The sequence below is a fragment of the Gordonia effusa NBRC 100432 genome, assembly GCF_000241305.1.
In the GTDB taxonomy this organism is placed as follows: domain Bacteria; phylum Actinomycetota; class Actinomycetes; order Mycobacteriales; family Mycobacteriaceae; genus Gordonia; species Gordonia effusa.
The window spans coordinates 1-18,214 of the sequence record NZ_BAEH01000053.1; the positions used below are offsets into that span (position 1 = coordinate 1).

At 62.9% G+C, this 18,214-nt stretch carries 15 protein-coding genes, 2 tRNA genes and 1 pseudogene; 12 read left to right on the plus strand and 6 right to left on the minus strand.

Going from position 1 to position 18,214, the window contains the following annotated elements; genetic code table 11:
* Positions 1–217, plus strand: a pseudogene (locus tag GOEFS_RS23430) (DoxX family protein); the annotation flags it as partial.
* Between the two features lie 89 nt (positions 218–306).
* Here GOEFS_RS23430 and ilvD read toward each other — a convergent pair.
* A complete protein-coding gene (gene ilvD / locus GOEFS_RS09620) occupies positions 307–2,151 on the minus strand; it encodes a dihydroxy-acid dehydratase (protein ID WP_007317710.1) in 1,845 nt (614 codons plus the stop codon).
* Between the two features lie 186 nt (positions 2,152–2,337).
* Positions 2,338–2,757, minus strand: coding sequence for a PH domain-containing protein (locus GOEFS_RS09625; protein WP_007317711.1), 420 nt, complete (start codon positions 2,755–2,757; stop codon positions 2,338–2,340).
* Between the two features lie 346 nt (positions 2,758–3,103).
* On the opposite strand from GOEFS_RS09625, the gene GOEFS_RS09630 reads away from it, so the two are divergent.
* The 4 genes from GOEFS_RS09630 to GOEFS_RS09645 all read left to right on the plus strand — a co-directional run bounded on the left by GOEFS_RS09630 (position 3,104) and on the right by GOEFS_RS09645 (position 7,313).
* On the plus strand, positions 3,104–5,062 hold the full coding sequence (locus GOEFS_RS09630; protein ID WP_007317712.1) for an acetolactate synthase large subunit: 1,959 nt from the start codon (positions 3,104–3,106) through the stop codon (positions 5,060–5,062).
* Positions 5,059–5,559 carry an acetolactate synthase small subunit gene (ilvN, locus tag GOEFS_RS09635; protein WP_007317713.1) on the plus strand — a complete coding sequence of 167 codons (501 nt, stop codon included), beginning with the start codon at positions 5,059–5,061 and terminating at the stop codon, positions 5,557–5,559. The genes GOEFS_RS09630 and ilvN overlap by 4 nt, the downstream gene beginning before the upstream one ends.
* A gap of 90 nt (positions 5,560–5,649) precedes the next feature.
* A complete protein-coding gene (gene ilvC / locus GOEFS_RS09640; protein WP_007317714.1) occupies positions 5,650–6,663 on the plus strand; it encodes a ketol-acid reductoisomerase in 1,014 nt (337 codons plus the stop codon).
* Between the two features lie 287 nt (positions 6,664–6,950).
* On the plus strand, positions 6,951–7,313 hold the full coding sequence (locus GOEFS_RS09645) for a hypothetical protein (protein ID WP_007317715.1): 363 nt from the start codon (positions 6,951–6,953) through the stop codon (positions 7,311–7,313).
* A gap of 173 nt (positions 7,314–7,486) precedes the next feature.
* Here GOEFS_RS09645 and GOEFS_RS09650 read toward each other — a convergent pair whose 3' ends face one another.
* Positions 7,487–8,152: a chymotrypsin family serine protease gene (locus tag GOEFS_RS09650; RefSeq protein ID WP_007317716.1), complete on the minus strand. Its 666-nt coding sequence runs from the start codon at positions 8,150–8,152 to the stop codon at positions 7,487–7,489.
* A gap of 325 nt (positions 8,153–8,477) precedes the next feature.
* Between GOEFS_RS09650 and serA the strand changes: the two genes are divergently transcribed.
* The gene (serA, locus tag GOEFS_RS09655) at positions 8,478–10,073 is read left to right on the plus strand and encodes a phosphoglycerate dehydrogenase (RefSeq protein WP_007317717.1); all 1,596 of its coding nucleotides are present in this window, start codon (positions 8,478–8,480) and stop codon (positions 10,071–10,073) included.
* An 11-nt stretch (positions 10,074–10,084) separates the two neighbouring features.
* The gene (locus tag GOEFS_RS09660; protein ID WP_040524857.1) at positions 10,085–11,098 is read left to right on the plus strand and encodes a 3-isopropylmalate dehydrogenase; all 1,014 of its coding nucleotides are present in this window, start codon (positions 10,085–10,087) and stop codon (positions 11,096–11,098) included.
* A 359-nt stretch (positions 11,099–11,457) separates the two neighbouring features.
* Here GOEFS_RS09660 and GOEFS_RS09665 read toward each other — a convergent pair whose 3' ends face one another.
* Positions 11,458–12,654 (minus strand): MFS transporter, encoded by a 1,197-nt coding sequence (locus GOEFS_RS09665; RefSeq protein ID WP_007317719.1) that lies wholly within the window; start codon positions 12,652–12,654, stop codon positions 11,458–11,460.
* Positions 12,655–12,769: 115 nt separating this feature from the next.
* Between GOEFS_RS09665 and GOEFS_RS09670 the strand changes: the two genes are divergently transcribed.
* The 5 genes from GOEFS_RS09670 (at position 12,770) to GOEFS_RS09690 (ending at position 16,266) form a co-directional block, all read left to right on the plus strand.
* The gene (locus tag GOEFS_RS09670) at positions 12,770–13,540 is read left to right on the plus strand and encodes a fumarylacetoacetate hydrolase family protein (RefSeq protein WP_007317720.1); all 771 of its coding nucleotides are present in this window, start codon (positions 12,770–12,772) and stop codon (positions 13,538–13,540) included.
* Positions 13,540–14,370 (plus strand): alpha/beta fold hydrolase, encoded by an 831-nt coding sequence (locus GOEFS_RS09675; protein WP_007317721.1) that lies wholly within the window; start codon positions 13,540–13,542, stop codon positions 14,368–14,370. Before GOEFS_RS09670 ends, GOEFS_RS09675 begins: the two co-directional genes overlap by 1 nt.
* Positions 14,371–14,462: 92 nt before the next feature.
* On the plus strand, positions 14,463–15,938 hold the full coding sequence (gene gltX, locus GOEFS_RS09680) for a glutamate--tRNA ligase (RefSeq protein ID WP_050949854.1): 1,476 nt from the start codon (positions 14,463–14,465) through the stop codon (positions 15,936–15,938).
* Positions 15,939–16,066: 128 nt separating this feature from the next.
* Positions 16,067–16,138: transfer RNA gene (locus GOEFS_RS09685), tRNA-Gln, on the plus strand.
* A 55-nt stretch (positions 16,139–16,193) separates the two neighbouring features.
* Positions 16,194–16,266 (plus strand) — tRNA-Glu (locus tag GOEFS_RS09690).
* Positions 16,267–16,331: 65 nt separating this feature from the next.
* On the opposite strand, the gene GOEFS_RS09695 is transcribed toward GOEFS_RS09690, so the two are convergent.
* Positions 16,332–16,829: a pyridoxamine 5'-phosphate oxidase family protein gene (locus GOEFS_RS09695; RefSeq protein ID WP_007317723.1), complete on the minus strand. Its 498-nt coding sequence runs from the start codon at positions 16,827–16,829 to the stop codon at positions 16,332–16,334.
* A gap of 424 nt (positions 16,830–17,253) precedes the next feature.
* Positions 17,254–17,985 (minus strand): IclR family transcriptional regulator, encoded by a 732-nt coding sequence (locus GOEFS_RS09700; protein WP_040524856.1) that lies wholly within the window; start codon positions 17,983–17,985, stop codon positions 17,254–17,256.
* Between the last annotated feature and the right edge of the window lie 229 nt (positions 17,986–18,214).

Here is an 18,214-nt window from a genome sequence, read left to right on the forward strand (position 1 = left end):
CTCCTTCTTCGCGATGGCAGACGGCATCGAGTACGAATTGTTGCTCGTCGTCTGCGCCGCAGCGCTGATTCTGACCGGGCCGGGCCGGATCTCGCTGGACTCCCGCTGGGGCTGGGCGAAGCGGCCGATGTGGGGGTCGCTCGCGTTCCTGGTCATCGGTATTGCCGGAGCGATCGTGAGCTGGATCGTCTTCAACGGCGTCAACCCGGTGAAGTAGTCGTCCCGCCCTTCCGCAAACCCCACTCAACAGGACATCCCCAACACCTTTTCGGTGTCGGGGATGTCCTGTTGAGTGGGGTTTGCGGGTTAGTCGACCGAGCGCACCGCGCCCTTGTCCGCCGACGTCGCCAACTTGGCGTAGGCGCGCAAAGCGGTGGTGACCTTGCGGTCGCGGTCCTTGGGCTGCCACGGTCGCTCGGACGCGTCCATCTTCGCGCGGCGCTCGGCCAGCACCTCGTCATCGACGAGGACCTTCAGCGCGCGGGTCTTGACGTCGATGAGAATTTCATCGCCGTCCTCGACTAGGCCGATGACGCCACCGGCCGCGGCCTCGGGGGAGATGTGGCCGACCGAGAGGCCCGACGATCCACCGGAGAACCGGCCGTCGGTGATCAGACCGCATTTCTTACCCATGCCGGTGCCCTTCATGAACGCCGTCGGGTGCAACATCTCCTGCATACCCGGTCCGCCCGACGGTCCCTCGTAGCGGACCACGAGGACCTCACCGGCCTGGATCGTCTTCGAGAGGATCACCTGCACCGCCTCTTCCTGAGATTCGACGACGCGCGCCGGTCCTTGGAAGTGCCACAGATCCTCGCTGATACCGGCGGTCTTGAGAACCGCACCGTCCTCGGCCAGGTTGCCGCGCAGCACACACAATCCGCCCTCGGCGGTGTATGCGTGTTCGAAGTCGCGGATACAGCCCTCCTCGGCGTCGACGTCGAGCGAACTCCACCGATTGGCCGTCGAGAACGGTGTGGTGGTCCGGACTCCGCCGGGTGCGGCGTGGAATAGTTCGGTCGCCGCGTCAATTGCCTTGCCGCCGCGGATATCCCAGTCGTCGAGTGCCTGTGCCATCGTGCCGCTATGGACGGTGGTGGCGGTGTCGTCGATCAATCCGGCTCGTCGCAACTCACCGAGAATGGCCGGAATTCCGCCTGCTCGGTGCACGTCTTCCATGTGATAGTCCGAGTTCGGCGACACCTTCGATAGACAGGGGACGTTGCGGCTGATGTTGTCGATGACCGACAGATCGAAGTCTGCGACTTCACCTTCTTGTGCCGCGGCGAGGATGTGCAGGACGGTGTTGGTCGACCCGCCCATCGCGACGTCGAGTGCCATTGCGTTACGAAATGCGGTGGGGGAGGCCACATTTCGCGGCAAAACTGACGCGTCATCGTCGCGGTACCAGCGTTTAGCCGCCTCGACGACGACGGTTCCGGCCCGCTCGAACAACGCATGGCGCGCTTCGTGGGTGGCGAGGGTGGAGCCGTTACCCGGCAATGCCAGACCCAGCGCCTCGGTGAGGCAGTTCATCGAATTGGCGGTGAACATGCCCGAACAGGAACCACAGGTCGGGCAGGCGGAACGCTCGACCTCGCTCAGCCCGTCATCGTTTACAGCGTCATTCGCCGAAGCGGAGATCGCGGTGATGAGGTCGGTGGGAGCCTGCGCCACGCCGTCGACGACGACGGCCTTCCCGGCTTCCATCGGGCCGCCGGAGACGAACACCGTCGGGATGTTCAGCCGCATCGCGGCGTTGAGCATTCCCGGGGTGATCTTGTCGCAGTTGGAGATGCAGACCAGCGCGTCGGCGGTGTGGGCATTGACCATGTACTCGACCGAATCGGCGATGATCTCGCGACTGGGCAGCGAGTAGAGCATGCCGCCGTGGCCCATCGCGATGCCGTCATCGACAGCGATGGTGTGGAATTCACGCGGCACACCGCCGGCCGCCCGGACGGCGCCGGCGACGATCTCACCGACATCCTTGAGGTGTACGTGACCGGGAACGAACTGGGTGTAGGAGTTCGCAATGGCGACGATCGGCTTGCCGAAATCGTCGTCGGTCATGCCGGTGGCACGCCACAATGCGCGTGCACCAGCCGCTTCACGTCCAACGGTGGTGGTCCGTGACCTCAAGGTAGGCATGGGATTCCTCGTCGTAGATGTTCGTTCACCCGCGGGGCTGTACGGGTGTACCGGGTTCCCGCGCGGGTGATTGGGGTCAACGCGGCCGCGGGATGGAAAATTCCGCCGAGGCTTGCCGCTGGCACAGTGACCCGAGCGGGCTAACTGTCAGGCTACTCCGCGGAGTTCGTGCTGGTCACCTGATACTCAGGCCAGATCGTCGACGCCGTCGTAGGGGTTGGGGATGCGTCCACGACTCGCCAGAGATAGCAGTGGAAGATCACCAAACCCGACCGCTGGCAGTTTCACATAAGACTTGTCGGGGCGTACCGCGCGGACCGGTCCCCACTTGGGAAACTGCAGGCCATCGAGTTCGGACCAGGCGACTTCAGTTGTGCGGAACGTCGAAACGGCACGCAGGCCGTCGTCGGTGACGATAGTGCGCAGGCGATGAATCCAGAATCCGAGAACCACCGGAAGGATCAGCACCCAGCCGAAGATTATGAGGTTAACGCCGGCGACGATTACCGCAACCAAGGCAGCCATGAGAACTGACAGGTAGGCGATGCCGGAAATGCGGATCGTCACGGGCAGATCGATGGTTGCGCTGGTTTCAGTCTTTGACACGCTCCCATTGTCGCACTGCCGCGCTGATGGTAGGCACGCGCATCGGCATCGAAACCGCCGTTACCAGCATCGTCGGTGCCGAGATGAACGCTGACACTGTGCGGAAAGCGTCGACGAGCCGCGAAAATTCCCACTATTTGGGATTCGAGTGCCAGCAGTTTGACTCAGCAACCTCGATCGACCTAACGTAAACCCCGTGATGCATGAAGGACTCCTCGTAGTAATCGGCCGGCGCGTCGCCGCCTGACCGGTCACTTCGTAGACCTCCAAGCATCGACGCGCCACCCTCGCACAGCTTCGCTGTCGGGGGTTTTTTCTTGTCCAGCAAACTAGATGGGACACCGCAGTGAGCGCACCAACCGTCGGAAACGACAATGCGACACAGACACCCGCAGCATCGGCTGCCGGGGCAAACGCGGCGTCGGGTAGTACCGCCGCCACCGTTCGCCCAGTTGGCACGATCGGCCAGCAGACCGTAGCGCCCGAGCGCGTTAGCGGCGCGCAGTCGGTAGTGCGTTCCCTCGAGGAACTTGGCGTCGACGTCGTATTCGGCATTCCCGGCGGAGCGGTCCTCCCCGTCTACGACCCGCTCCTCGACTCGCAGCGGGTGCGTCACGTGCTCGTCCGTCACGAGCAGGGCGCTGGCCACGCCGCGACCGGCTATGCGCAGGTCGCGGGCCGTGCGGGTGTGTGCATGGCAACGTCGGGCCCCGGTGCTACCAACTTGGTGACCCCGCTGGCCGACGCGCAGATGGACTCGGTGCCGGTGGTCGCTATCACCGGACAGGTCGGTCGGGGCCTGATCGGCACCGACGCCTTCCAAGAGGCTGACATCTCCGGAATCACCATGCCGGTGACCAAGCACAACTTCCTGGTCGCCAACCCGCTCGACATCCCCCGTGTGATTGCCGAGGCGTTCTACATCGCCGAGAGTGGCCGTCCGGGCGCGGTGCTGGTCGACATCCCCAAGGATGTGTTACAGGCGCAGACCACCTTCTCCTGGCCACCGCAGCTCGATCTGCCCGGCTATCGTCCGGTCACCAAGCCGCACGGCAAGCAGGTGCGCGAGGCGGTGCGGTTGATCAATGCGGCCAAGGCGCCGGTGCTCTACGTCGGCGGCGGCGTGATCAAGGCCGAGGCGTCGGCCGAGTTGCTGGAGCTGGCTGAACTGACCGGCATTCCGGTGGTCACCACGCTGATGGCGCGGGGTGCGTTCCCCGACAGTCACAACCTGCATATGGGTATGCCCGGCATGCACGGCGCGGTGGGAGCCGTTGCGGCACTTCAGCGTTCGGATCTGCTGATCACGCTGGGCGCTCGCTTCGACGACCGCGTCACGGGCCAGTTGTCGTCATTCGCGCCTAACGCCAAGGTGATTCACGCCGACATCGATCCCGCCGAGATCGGTAAGAACCGCGTGGTCGACGTCCCGATCGTCGGGGACTGCAAGGCCGTGATCGCCGACCTTGTCGAGTCGCTGCGCAGTGATCGTTCGACCGGCAGTGCCGGACAGGACCTCAGTCAGTGGTGGACATATCTCGACGGCCTCCGCAAGACCTACCCGCTGAGCTACGACGCCCAGTCCGACGGTTCGCTGTCGCCGGAGTTCGTTATCGAAGAACTGGGCAAGGCAGCCGGACCCGATGCCGTGTATTGCGCGGGCGTCGGACAGCACCAGATGTGGGCCGCGCAGTTCGTCAAGTACGAGAAGCCGCGTACCTGGTTGAACTCGGGTGGCCTCGGCACGATGGGCTACTCGGTGCCCGCAGCGATGGGCGCAAAGATGGCAGCACCTGACACGGAGGTGTGGGCCATCGACGGCGATGGCTGCTTCCAGATGACCAACCAGGAGCTGGCCACCTGCGCGATCGAAGGCATCCCGATCAAGGTCGCGCTGATCAACAACGGCAATCTCGGCATGGTCCGGCAATGGCAGACGCTGTTCTACGACCAGCGGTATTCCAGCACCGACCTGTCCACGCATTCGCGGATGATCCCGGATTTCGTGAAACTGTCCGAGGCGCTTGGCTGTGCGTCGTTCCGGGTCGAACGTCCCGAAGATGTCGCGTCGACGATCGCCGCCGCCCGCGAGATCAACGACCGTCCCGTCGTCATCGACTTCATCGTCGGTGCCGACGCACAGGTGTGGCCGATGGTCGCCGCGGGTACCGGCAATGACGAGATCATGGCGGCCCGCGATATCCGGCCGCTATTCGATGAGGATGAAAGCGCTGATGAGCCAGCCGTCATCCACGAGGCGATGGGCCAGGTCAACCCGGCCGCCGCAAAGGAGAACGACCAGTGACCACTCACACCCTGTCCGTGCTGGTCGAGGACCGGCCGGGTGTTCTCGCCCGCGTGTCGAGTCTATTCTCCCGACGCGGCTTCAATATTTCTTCGCTCGCGGTGGGACCCACCGAGCTGAAGGGATTGTCGCGGATGACCATCATGGTCACCGTCGACGACTTCCCCCTGGAACAGGTGACTAAGCAGCTCAACAAGCTGATCAATGTCATCAAGATCGTCGAGCAGGATCCGACCAACTCGGTCTCCCGCGAATTGATGATGATCAAGGTGCGCGCCGATGCGTCGGTGCGTAGCGAAGTTATCGAGGTCGTTAATCTATTCCGGGCGAAGGTCATCGACGTAAGCACCGAGTCGCTGACCGTCGAAGCCACCGGTACCACCGAGAAGCTTGAAGCACTACTCAAGATGCTCGACCCCTACGGCATTCGGGAGATCGCGCAATCGGGTGCGGTCACGTTGGGTCGCGGCCCACGAAGCATCTCCTCGAATCGGTAGCACTTTCGTCGAATCGGCAACTGCGCCAATCGAAGTCGCTGATTCGAGAAACAACTTAATTGAGATATTCACATCTGAAGGGATTTCAACGTGGCAGTCGAACTGTTCTACGACGATGACGCCGATCTGTCGATCATCCAGGGCCGCAAGGTCGCTGTGATCGGCTACGGCAGCCAGGGACACGCGCATTCGCTTTCGCTGCGCGACTCGGGCGTCGATGTTGCGCTCGGCCTGCGTGAGGGCAGCGCCTCGCGGGAGAAGGCAGAAGAGCAGGGCCTCAAGGTGCTCACCAGCGCCGAGGCCGCGGCCTGGGCCGACGTCATCATGATTCTGGCGCCCGACACCAGCCAGGCGTCGATCTTCACCAACGACATCGCGCCGAATCTGAAGGATGGCGACGCGCTGTTCTTCGGCCACGGTCTCAACATTCATTTCGACCTGATCAAGCCGCCGGCGAATGTCACCGTCGCGATGGTCGCACCGAAGGGCCCGGGCCACCTGGTTCGTCGTCAGTTCGTCGATGGCAAGGGCGTGCCCTGCCTGATCGCCGTTGACCAGGACCCTAACGGCGAAGGTCAGGCTCTCGCGCTGAGCTATGCCAGTGCCATCGGCGGTGGCCGCGCGGGCATCATCAAGACCACCTTCAAAGAAGAGACCGAGACCGATCTCTTCGGCGAGCAGGCTGTGCTGTGCGGCGGTACCGAAGAACTGGTCAAGACCGGTTTTGAGGTAATGGTCGAGGCCGGTTACGCCCCGGAGATGGCCTACTTCGAGGTTCTGCACGAGCTCAAGCTGATCGTCGACCTGATGTACGAGGGTGGCATCGCCCGCATGAACTACTCGGTCTCTGACACCGCTGAGTTCGGTGGCTACGTGTCGGGACCGCGCGTCATCGACGCCGGCACCAAGGAGCGCATGAAGGCGATCCTGACCGACATCCAGGACGGCACCTTCGTCAAGCGTTTGGTCGCCAACGTCGAGGGTGGCAACAAGGAACTCGAGGGTCTGCGTAAGGCCAATGCCGAGCACCCGATTGAGGTCACCGGCAAGAAGCTGCGCGACCTGATGAGCTGGGTTGACCGGCCGATCACCGAAACTGCTTAATTTTCAACGGTTTTCACAAAGGCGCCGCCGGATTTCCGGCGGCGCCTTTGTCGTGTGGATGTGCTGGTTTCTGCGATGTGCGTTCGTGCGGGGGAGTATGTCCCTCGCTTTGGCTGGGGCTGCAGTGTCCATCTGGGCTGAAGTCCGCGCTGCGGTTTATGCCGGGGTGAATACTCCCTCGACGCCGCCCCGACCGCAGGTTTCAGCCACCGCCGAGCCGGTCGTCGGCGATGATGACACGGACCGGGTGCGGTTGTGGCCCCGACGTTGACGCGAGGAGCTCGATGATGAATGTCACAGTGGTGGTGCTGTTGGTGCTAGTGGGTCTGATTAACGCGGTGCCCGGCCTGGTGGCTGTAGTGCCGGGTGCGGTTGGTCGTGCGTACGACGTCGAGATCACCGACCGCAATGTTGAGATGCTGCTCCGACATCGGGCAGTCCTCCTGCTCATCGTGGGTGTGGCATTGATTGCCGGCGCATTTGTTGACTCGCTGCGCGTGCCCGCGATGATCGGTGGAGCGGCGTCGATGCTCAGTTATCTACTGGTGCTAGTCGGTGGTGCCAATCAACAGTTGCGCCGAGTCGCATATATCGACATCGTGGCAATTGTTCTACTCGGCGTCGCAGCGGGAATCCACACCGCGTCGTAGGCCGCCGCTTCCCAAAATTCTGGATATGAAGACCTGACCGGGGGCAAGCTGCCCTTGGCGCACAGTTATTGTCCAGAATTCTGGTGTGGCGCGAGCCGCGAGCTCCAAGCAGGGGCCCCAACAGCAACGCGCCCCGAACAATTCGTCCGGGGCGCGTTGAGAGTGCTAGCGGTTTACACCGGGGTGAAGCCGCCGTATGCCGGGATTCCGCGGACGCGGGCCAACACCGGTGCGATGTTGGTGCCGGTCTCGGGTCCGATGCAAGACGTGAAGTAGTAGGCGTTGACCATGCCGATCAGGCGGTCGCCCACGACGACAGGACTACCGGAGTCGCCCTCAATGACGCAGATCTGGCTGTAGTGGGCGGTGCCCTCAGAGAACCAGACGACGCCGCAGGTATTGCCGGTGGTACGGCCTTCCTTGCAGGCGATGGTCGGGAATTGCGCGGCACGAGGGTCGATCTTGCGGATCGTCACACCGCGGACCGTACGCAGCGGTACGACCTTCGCGGGATTCAATTCGATGATCGCCATGTCGAGATCGCTTGCCGAATAGGTGATGGTGCCGATCTGTCCGCGGTTCTGGAAAGTCTCGGAGAACACCCGTTGGCCGGGCTTGCCGCAATGGCCAGCGGTGATACCAATCAACTTGCCAGTCTTGGAGCGGCCGACGGTGGTCATGGTGCAGGCAGCGGCGGAATTGCCACCCTTGAGAACCAAGATGCCCGAACCGCCACCGACAAACGCCTTCGCGGGTGCGGCGGTTACAGCACCGGCGCCCCAGCCAGCCAGCACAGTTGCAGCCAGAATGGCCAACAGCGCAGACAGCTTCCTATTCATTCAGTCTCCAAGTCATTCGAATTAGCGGCCAACACAAACACCGTCACGGTACCGGCCAAGTCTGAAGGTTTTGTACCGCGGAATCCAGTCGGCTCCCAGCCGCAACCATTCTGTGATGTGAGTAATGCGCGTCACAATCTACCCGGTGCGGTGATCTAAGCCTAATTCGGGTAGTTTGCCGCCCCGATATCAGCAGGTGACCGCCTGCAAGCAGACCAGACCATGCCAACTAGACTAGCCGCGGCAGCAGATTTCGCGCCGCTCGCCTGTGCCGCGACCAGCACTGCTGCGTACCCTTGCCGACACCGAATGCGGGAGTTAAATCGTGACCTCAGCTGGCCGTCCAGTTGTCCTGATCGCCGACAAATTGGCACCTTCGACCGTCGACGCCCTCGGCGACGATGTCGAGGTCCGGTGGGTAGACGGTCCCGACCGCCCCAAATTGCTGGAAGCCGTCGTCGACGCCGACGCCATCCTGGTGCGCTCGGCGACCACTGTCGACGCCGAAGTACTCGCGGCGGGTTCCAAACTGAAGATCATCGCCCGCGCAGGTGTGGGTCTGGACAACGTCGACGTCCCGGCAGCGACCGAGCGTGGCGTCATGGTGGTCAACGCGCCGACGTCGAATATCCACACCGCCGCCGAACACGCTGTCGCATTGCTCCTTTCGGCGTCGCGTCAGATTCCGGCCGCCGATGCCACGCTGCGTGAGCACACGTGGAAGCGTTCGTCGTTCAACGGCGTGGAGATCTTCGACAAGACCGTCGGTGTCGTCGGGTTGGGCCGGATCGGCCAACTCGTCGCCGCTCGCCTGGCTGCTTTCGAGACCAAGATCATCGCGTACGACCCCTACGTGTCGGCCGCCCGCGCCGCGCAGTTGGGCATCGAGTTGGTCACTCTCGACGAGCTGCTTGAGCGGGCCGATTTCATCACCGTCCACCTACCCAAGACGCCGGAAACTCTCGGCCTCATCGGTGCGGAACAGTTGGCGCGCACCAAGAAGGGTGTCGTCATCGTCAACGCCGCGCGCGGTGGACTGATCGACGAACAGGCGCTCGCCGATGCCATCAAGTCCGGTCAGGTACGCGGTGCCGGTCTAGACGTGTTCTCCACCGAGCCGTGCACCGACTCACCGCTGTTCGAGCTGCCGGAGGTCGTTGTCACGCCGCATCTCGGTGCGTCGACGAGCGAGGCACAGGACCGTGCTGGCACAGACGTCGCCAAGAGTGTGCGCCTTGCCCTGGCCGGACACTTCGTCCCCGACGCCGTCAACATCACCGGCGGTGCGGTCGACGACGAGGTGGCCCCGTGGCTCGAAGTCGCCCGCAAGCTCGGTGTGCTGATCGGTGTGATCAGTCCCGAAGTACCGGCATCGATCGTCGTCGATGTCCGTGGAGAGTTGGCGTCGAGCAGCGTCGATGTGTTGGGACTGTCGGCATTGCGCGGCCTGTTCTCGGCCGTGCTCGAAGACCCCATAACCTTCGTCAACGCACCGGCCGTCGCCGCCGAGCGTGGCGTGACCAGCGAAGTCACCACCGCTACCGAGAGCCCCAATCACCGCAGCGTTGTCGACGTCAAGGCGGTATTGGCCGATGGCACTGTGCACAACGTGTCGGGCACGGTCAGCGGGCCGCGTCAGGTGGAGAAGGTCGTCAACATCAACGGCCGCAACTTCGACCTGCGTGCCGAAGGTCAGAACCTCATCGTCAGCTACAGCGACCAACCCGGCTCGCTCGGCAAGATCGGCACCCTGCTCGGTGACGCCGGAATCGATATCCTCGCGGCTGGTCTGTCTCAGGACGCCGAAGGGGAAGGCGCGACCGTGCTGCTCCGCGTGAACAACGTGATTGCCGACGATGTGATCGCTGCCATCGGCGGCGCCGTGTCGGCCACCCTAATCGCGCAGGTGGATCTGTCGTGACGAGTTCGTCTCTGAAGCTTGCCGTTATCGCCGGTGATGGCATCGGGCCGGAAGTCGTCGATGAAGCCCTAGCCGTGCTACGTGCTGTCGTGCCGAAGGTCGAGACAACCGAATATGACCTTGGCGCCCGACGCTATCTCCGCAATGGTGAGTTACTGACCGACGCCGATCTGGATTCGCTGCGTGAGCATGACGCAATCCTGTTGGGCGCCATCGGCGATCCGCGTTCGGTGCCGGCCGGTGTCCTTGAGCGCGGCCTACTGTTGAAGATGCGGTTCGCGCTCGATCATCATGTGAATCTGCGACCGTCCAAGCGCTATGACGGTGTCATTTCACCTCTTGCGGGCAATCCCGAGATTGACTTCGTCGTCGTGCGCGAGGGGACCGAAGGCCCATACACCGGCAACGGTGGAGCGCTGCGTGTCGGCACGCCGCACGAAGTGGCGACCGAGGTTAGCGTCAACACGCGATTCGGTGTGGAACGTGTGGTGCGCAACGCTTTTGAGCGCGCGCAGACGCGTCGCAAGAAGCTGACGTTGGTACATAAGACCAATGTGCTCGCTTACGCGGGCTCGTTGTGGCAGCGCACCGTCGATGAGGTCGCACCCGAATTCCCCGATGTGGCAACCGATTACTGCCACGTAGATGCGGCGACCATCTATCTGGTTACCGATCCCGGCCGTTTCGACGTCATCGTCACCGACAATTTGTTCGGCGACATCATCACCGATATCGCCGCGGCGATCGGCGGCGGCATCGGACTGGCCGCGTCGGGCAATATCGATGCCACCGGAACCAATCCGTCGATGTTCGAGCCGGTACATGGTTCGGCTCCCGACATCGCCGGCGAAAACAAGGCCGACCCCACCGCTGCCATCCTGTCGGCCGCAATGCTGTTGCGTCACTTGGGCTATGAGAACGAAGCGGTGACGGTCGAAACAGCGGTGACCGCGGATCTGGCCGAACGCGGCGAGACCCCGCGGACAACGACCGAAGTCGGCGCGAGCATTCGAGGTCGTCTCTAACAGGAGTCGGCGTCGGCCGCGCGGGTGGTCTCGATACGCCTGACTCGGCTAACGCCTCGCCAGGCACTCGACCAGCGGAGGGGTTCGGCTGACGCCTCGCCAGATACTCGGCTGGCCGCCAGTGATGGTCGAGTGCCGTCGTGCGAGCTTGCGAGCTCGGCGGTGTATCGAGACCCTGGTGAGGTGGGATGTCAAGGTGGCCAGGGGATTTCGGTTGCGGTGGTCTCGATACACCTGGCTCGGCTGACGCCTCGCCAGGCACTCGACCAGCGGAGGGGTTCGGCTGACGCCTCGCCAGGCACTCGACCAGCGGAGGGGTTCGGCTAACGCCTCGCCAGGCACGCGCCCTGGAGCCGTGGCTACTTTGGATCGCGCGGCACCAGTGGCAGCGCGATTAGCGGCGTGATTGCCACGATCGCGAATGCGAGTGGGTATCCGACATCGTCAATCGTCGTTGCGATTAATGGGACTGCGGCCGAGCCGACCAGGTACTGCATCGTGTTCTGAATGGCCAGAGCTCGCCCGCTCCACGACGGCCCCGCGAATTCAGCGATCGACGTGAACGCTAATCCGTTGTCGGCGACCGTGATTACCGACGCCACGACCATGATCACGATTGCCGCCGGACTGTTCCAGAAGTCGGTCACGGCAAGTGCCATGGTCGAAATTGCTGCCGCAGCGGCGATAATGCGGATCGGCCGCATCCGCGAACCCCACTGATCCGACCATCGCCCTGCAGCGATACGCCCAAGTGCCCCAACGATTTGCGTGCCAGTCACCAAGACTCCGGCAGTCGCCGGGGCCCACCCGCGTTCTACCATCAGCCACACCGGAACAAAGGTCCACAATGCCATCTGCGGGATGACTAGCAGCACGCTGACGCCGTGGACGCGCCAGAGGAAGTTGTTGTGCCGGTATGGGTTTGGTACCTGCTCGCCAGAAGCTTTGGTGGACTGCGGAGGATCGACGATCACCGCCGTACTCAATACCAACGCCACGGCCGCGACAATTGGGAACACCGCGATTCCGGCGGCGAGCCCGAAATGATGAGCCAGCACCGGAACGGTCATCGCCACGACCCCGACCCCCAACGGCTGAGCCATCTGCCGGATGCCCATCGCAGTGCCGCGTTGCTCGGCGGGAAACCAGCCCACGACGATGCGTCCGCCAGCTCCGTTGGTCGACGCCGCGCTGGCACCGGCCAGTAACAACGTCATGCCCAATACCCATATCGGCGCCGACATCGCTGCTGCCACAACAGCTCCGACGGTTGCGACGACGGTGCCGGCCAGCGACAGCAGCAAGATGGCGCGCTCTCCGTACCGATCCAGTGCGGCACCCCACGGCACCGTCGTAATCATCAGTCCGACCGATGCCATCATCGCCAGCGTCGAACCGGTGGGCAGGCTGATCCCCGTCGAGCGCTGAAGTTCGGGGATGAGGAACGCGCCGCCGTTCACGACGCATGCCGTTGAAAGGGCGGCGAGCATCGATACTGCCAGGATGCTCCAGCGCCGGGCCGATCCGACCTCGCGAGTAGCTGTCGCGGTGGTCACATTCACCTCCGAAATACTCAATAGTCTCAAATAATGGGATTAATGTTCCATATGTTAGAACACGACTGAGGCCCTTGTCGAAATGTGTCTCGGCATCTGGGATAGGCTGAAGTACATGCGTTTAGGTCGAATAGCGAGTCCCGACGGCGTTGCCTTCGTCTCTGTTGAGGGTGAACAGGGCGCTGAAACCGTTCGGGAGATCGCCGAACATCCATTCGGCACCCCGACGTTCACGGGGCGTAGTTGGCAGCTAGCCGATGTCAGGGTGCTTGCGCCTATCTTGGCCAGCAAGGTGATTTGCATCGGCAAGAATTACGCGGCGCACGCCGCGGAAATGGGTTCGACGCCGCCAGAGCAACCAGTGATCTTCATCAAACCCAACACGTCGATCATCGGACCGGAAGTGCCAATTGTGCGGCCGCCGTCGTCAGAACGCGTCGACTACGAAGGCGAACTCGCCGTCGTCATCGGCCGGCCGTGCAAAGACGTCAAGGCGTCGCAGGCGAAAGATGTGATTCTCGGCTATACGGTCGCCAACGACGTCACAGCCCGCGATCAGCAGGCCATCGACGGACAGTGGACCCGCGCGAAGGGCTACGACACGTTCTGCCCACTGGGCCCGTGGATTTCCACCGACGTTGACGTCGCCGACGTCGAACTGCGCACCGAGCTCGACGGTGTAGTCAAACAACGTTCACGTACTTCGTTGATGCTGCACGACGTTGGCGCCATCATCGAGTGGATCTCGGGCGTCATGACCCTCCTGCCCGGTGATGTAATTCTGACCGGAACGCCCGACGGCATCGGCCCGATGACGTCCGGACAGCGCGTCTCGGTCACGGTGGAAGGCATTGGGACACTGAGCAATCCGGTGGTCGACAAGTAATGAGAATCTCACCGCAAACCGCGCGACTCAACGGAATCGACATTTCGTACGAGGATTCTGGAGGCAGCGGACAACTCATCGTGATGGTTATGGGTACCGGCAGCCCGGGCCGTGTGTGGAAGGCGCATCAGCAACCCGCGTTGGTGAAGGCGGGCTACCGAGTGGTCACTTTCGACAATCGCGGCATCGCCCCGACGTCGGAATGTCCCGACGGTTTCACCATTGCCGACATGGTCGCCGACACCGCCGCGCTCATCGAGCATATCGCCGCTGGGCCGGCCGTCGTCGTCGGCACTTCGCTCGGCGCACGTATCACGCAAGAACTGGCGCTCGCGCGGCCCGACGTCGTGAAGGCGGCAGTGATGATCGCCACCTACGGCCGTAGTACGCCATTACAGAGCGCGATCTCGGCCGGCGAGCGTGCCCTGTACGACAACAAGATCACCCTTCCCAAAGAGTACGAAGCGGCGATCACCGCGCACCTCAACTTGTCGCCGCATACCCTCAACGACGACCGATCGGCTCGCGACTGGCTCGATATCATCGGCTATTCGCCACAGGTGGTGAGCCCCGGGGTGCGCGCCCAATACGAATTACATAATGCCGAGCCCAACCGCCTCGATGCATACCGCGCGATAGCCCGCCCCACGCTCGTCGTCGGCTTCTCCGACGATCGAACTTTGCCCATGCATCTCGCCCAGGAAGTCGCCGAGGCCATTCCCGGCGCGAAGTTCCAAGAAGTGGCTAAGGCGGGGCATTTCGGCTACCTAGAGCAGCCGGCGGAGGTCAACCGGATTCTGCTCGAGTTTGTTGCTGGGTTAGATCACTGAAAATGTCCCCGTGGTGGGCGCAGACGCTCATATAGCGTCTGCTCGCGCCACGGGGACATTTCCAGCAGTCAGGGCTGGGCTACCGTTAGAGCATGACTTCCGCAGTACGCGTTCGTTTTTGTCCATCACCAACGGGAACCCCGCATGTGGGGTTGGTACGCACCGCTCTGTTCAACTTCGTCCAAGCGCGCCACACCGAAGGAACCTTCGTGTTCCGGATCGAAGACACCGACGCCGCGCGTGACAGCGAAGAGTCCTACTCGGCAATCCTCGACGCATTGCGGTGGCTCGGTCTGGACTGGGATGAGGGCCCCGAGGTCGGCGGTCCGTATGCGCCTTATCGGCAGTCGCAGCGGCGCGATATCCATCTCGACGTCGTGGCCAAACTGCTGGCAGCGGGGGAGGCGTACGAGGCGTTCTCCACGCCGGAAGAAGTTGAGGCACGCCATCGCGCGGCGGGCCGTGATCCCAAACTCGGCTACGACAACTTCGATCGCGACCTGACCGACGAGCAGCGGGCGACGTATCTCGCCGAAGGGCGCAAACCCGTTGTGCGCCTTCGTATGCCGGACGAGGACATCGTCTGGACCGACCTCGTCCGCGACACTATTACGGCGAAGGCCGGCACCGTGCCCGACTTCGCGCTCACCCGGGCGAGCGGTGATCCGCTCTACACCCTGGTCAATCCGGTCGACGACGCGATGATGAAAATCACCCACGTCTTGCGCGGTGAAGACCTGTTGTCGTCGACTCCGCGGCAGATCGCGCTGTATCAGGCTCTGATCCGTATCGGGGTCGCCGAAGCCGTGCCGGAGTTCGCGCATCTGCCATTCGTGATGGGGGAGGGTAATAAGAAGCTCTCCAAACGCGACCCGCAGTCGAGCCTGTTCCATCACCGCGAGCGGGGCTTCATCCCGGAGGGGCTGCTCAATTACCTGGCATTGCTCGGCTGGGGTCTCGACGGTGACAACGACATCTTCTCGTTGGACGAGATGATCGCGGCTTTCGATGTGCGACAGGTGAAGTCGAATCCGGCGCGTTTCGATCAGAAGAAGGCCGATGCGATCAATGCCGAGCACATCCGACGCTTGGAGCTCGGCGACTTCACCGCGCGACTCAAGAAATTCTTCCTGGATCGCGGTTATCTGACCGAGCCGGTCGACGACGCCACGCTGGCCACGCTGGCGGAATTGGTGCAGACCAGGATCCAAGTCCTCGACGACGCCTGGGGCCTCGTCTCGTTCATCTATGTCGATGATGCTGACTTCGCGATCGACGAGAAGGCGGCTGCGAAGAACCTGAGTGCTGACGCCAAGCCGGTACTCGATGCCACTATCGGTGCGCTCGACGGGCTCATCGACTGGAAGACCGAATCGATTGAAGAGGCTCTCAAAACCGCCCTGATCGACGGACTGGAACTCAAGCCGCGTAAGGCTTTCGGACCGGTACGGGTTGCGGTCACCGGGTCTCAGGTATCTCCGCCGCTATTCGAGTCGATGGAATTGCTCGGTCGGGAGCGGAGTCTGGCCCGCTTGCGCGCGGCTGCCGACGTCGCAGTGACCGCCTAGCGTCGACAATTAGCAAAATAAGCTCTGAACTGCACGTTTGTGCGTTTACGTGGCGGTGGTGATAACCTCTTTCTCGGCCCAATCGAGGGCGTCAGGGTAACTCTGACGGCCTAGAAGGGGTTATCCCTTGGGGTATGGTGTAATTGGCAACACAGCGGTTTCTGGTACCGCCATTCTAGGTTCGAGTCCTGGTACCCCAGCGAGCATCCAAAGTTCACAATGCCGTAAGGTAACGCGAGCAATTGGAAGTTCTATGGCCCCGTCGTCTAGCGGCCTAGGACGCCGCCCTCTCAAGGCGGTAGCGCGGGTTCGAATCCCGTCGGGGCTACAAGAATAAAGTCCCTCCCGAGCTCGGGAGGGACTTTTCTTTTGGCTGTGCTGAGGTTGAGCAGGTCACACATAGGGTGCGGTCGACCCCGCCAATGGCAATTCGGGTAGTCCCAGTTTTCGATGATCCCAAGATCGGACGCGTTGTGGCACAACGCGAACCGCGACACGCTTGTTCATCATCTGCTCGACGGCGGGCTTGAGTTCGTCGGAATACGGGCCGTTGTAGCGCTCCCACACACTGATGCCGGCGAGCAGGCAATGCTCGGGGTCGTCGAAAATCTCAGCGGTGCCTTCGATGGCGACGCCGCGCAACTTGTCATAGGTCAGTCCGTCTTCGATGCTGACTGACACTTGGGGATTGCGGCGTAGGTTAACGGCCTTCTGGGATTTGGCTTTGGTCTCGAACCACAACTCGCCGTCGATGACGCCGTACCACATCGCGACGAGGTGGATCCGACCTTCGAGGCCGGTGGTCGCGAGGGTCGCGGTTCGGCTGCGATCGAGAAATTCGGTGATTTCCTCGTCGGTCATGACGATCTGATTGCGTTGATTGGCACCCATAACCGCACATTACCGAGCGAGTCGCCAGGGCCGATCGTTGGGCGGCGGTGGTCTCGATACACCTGGCTCGGCTGGCGCCTCGCCAGGCACTCGACCAGCGGAGGGGGCTCGGCTGGCGCCTCGCCAGGCACTCGACCAGCTGCCACTGGTGGTCGAGTGCCGTCGTGCGAGCTTGCGAGCCCGCCGGTGTATCGAGACTTGGTGAGGTGGCGTCGAAAAGTGTTGGGCGGCAGCGTGTGTGGTGCGGGTGGTCTCGATACACCTGGCTCGGCTGGCGCCTCGCCAGGCACTCGACCAGCGGAGGGTGTGGGCTGGCGCCTCGCGGGCACTCGACCAGCGGAGGGGGTGTGGCTGGCGTCTCGCGGGCACTCGACCGGCGATAGGTGTGGCTGGCCTCGCCAGGCACTCGACCAACGGTGCGCACTCAGTGCGGCGAGGCCAACCGTTTGTGAATAGCGTCCGCGGCGGCGACTAGGTCGGCTGCCCATCGCGCGCCGGGGCGCCGGCCGATCCGGTCGATCGGCCCAGAAACAGAAATGGCTGCGACGACTTCGCCGTCCGCATCGCGGACGGGTGCAGACACGCTCGCAACGCCCGATGCGCGTTCGCCCGCACTCTGCGCCCAACCCCGACGTCGGATCTCCACCAGGGCGCGTTCGCCAAAGGTGCTGTCGGGCAGGAGAGCTCGCTGGGTGGCAGTCTCGGCCCAGGCCAGTAAGACCTTGGCGGCCGAGCCGGCGTTCATCGGTAGTCGGCTGCCGACCGGAACGGTATCGCGCAGTCCGGTTGCTGGCTCCATCGCGGCGACGCACACTCGCTCGGATCCTTCCCGGCGATAGACCTGCACCGATTCGCCGGTGATGTCCCGCAGGCGTGGCAGTACCATCAACACGGCCTCGTTGATGGGGTCGGTTGCGGTCGCCGACAACTCGGCCAGCGCCGGTCCGGGGATCCAGCGACCGGCAGCGTCACGAGCGAGCATGCGGTGCACCTCGAGTCCGATCGCCAGTCGGTGTGCGGTGGCACGAGGCAACTTCGTGGCCTCGCACAGTTCGGTGAGATTGCGCGGCGCGTCGGCAACCGCGCGCACCACGGACATGGATTTGTCTAAAACCCCGATTCCGCTAACCGGTGGCGATGCGGTAGTCTGTCCCATAGACCGATACTAGCTGTCCAAATAGTGAGATGCCAAATGATTGCCCCGGCGTTTTCGACGGACATCAGCCCGCTGGCATCGGTGCCCCGTTGACGAAAAACCAAGGTGCGATCTATATGAGTAACAACTCCAGCCAACCACGCACCCTCGCCGAGAAGGTGTGGGACGACCATGTCGTCGTGCGCGGCGAGGCCGACGCAAACGGTTCGCGCAATCCCGATCTGATCTA

Excerpts from the sequence above, each read along its gene's own strand:
- ilvD (WP_007317710.1), bottom strand. The coding sequence starts at position 2,151 with ATGCCTACCTTGAGGTCACGGACCACCACCGTTGGACGTGAAGCGGCT.
- GOEFS_RS09645 (WP_007317715.1), top strand. The coding sequence starts at position 6,951 with ATGAATGTCACAGTGGTGGTGCTGTTGGTGCTAGTGGGTCTGATTAAC.
- GOEFS_RS09650 (WP_007317716.1), bottom strand. The coding sequence starts at position 8,152 with ATGAATAGGAAGCTGTCTGCGCTGTTGGCCATTCTGGCTGCAACTGTG.
- GOEFS_RS09670 (WP_007317720.1), top strand. The coding sequence starts at position 12,770 with ATGCGTTTAGGTCGAATAGCGAGTCCCGACGGCGTTGCCTTCGTCTCT.
- GOEFS_RS09675 (WP_007317721.1), top strand. The coding sequence starts at position 13,540 with ATGAGAATCTCACCGCAAACCGCGCGACTCAACGGAATCGACATTTCG.
- gltX (WP_050949854.1), top strand. The coding sequence starts at position 14,463 with ATGACTTCCGCAGTACGCGTTCGTTTTTGTCCATCACCAACGGGAACC.
- GOEFS_RS09695 (WP_007317723.1), bottom strand. The coding sequence starts at position 16,829 with ATGGGTGCCAATCAACGCAATCAGATCGTCATGACCGACGAGGAAATC.
- GOEFS_RS09700 (WP_040524856.1), bottom strand. The coding sequence starts at position 17,985 with ATGGGACAGACTACCGCATCGCCACCGGTTAGCGGAATCGGGGTTTTA.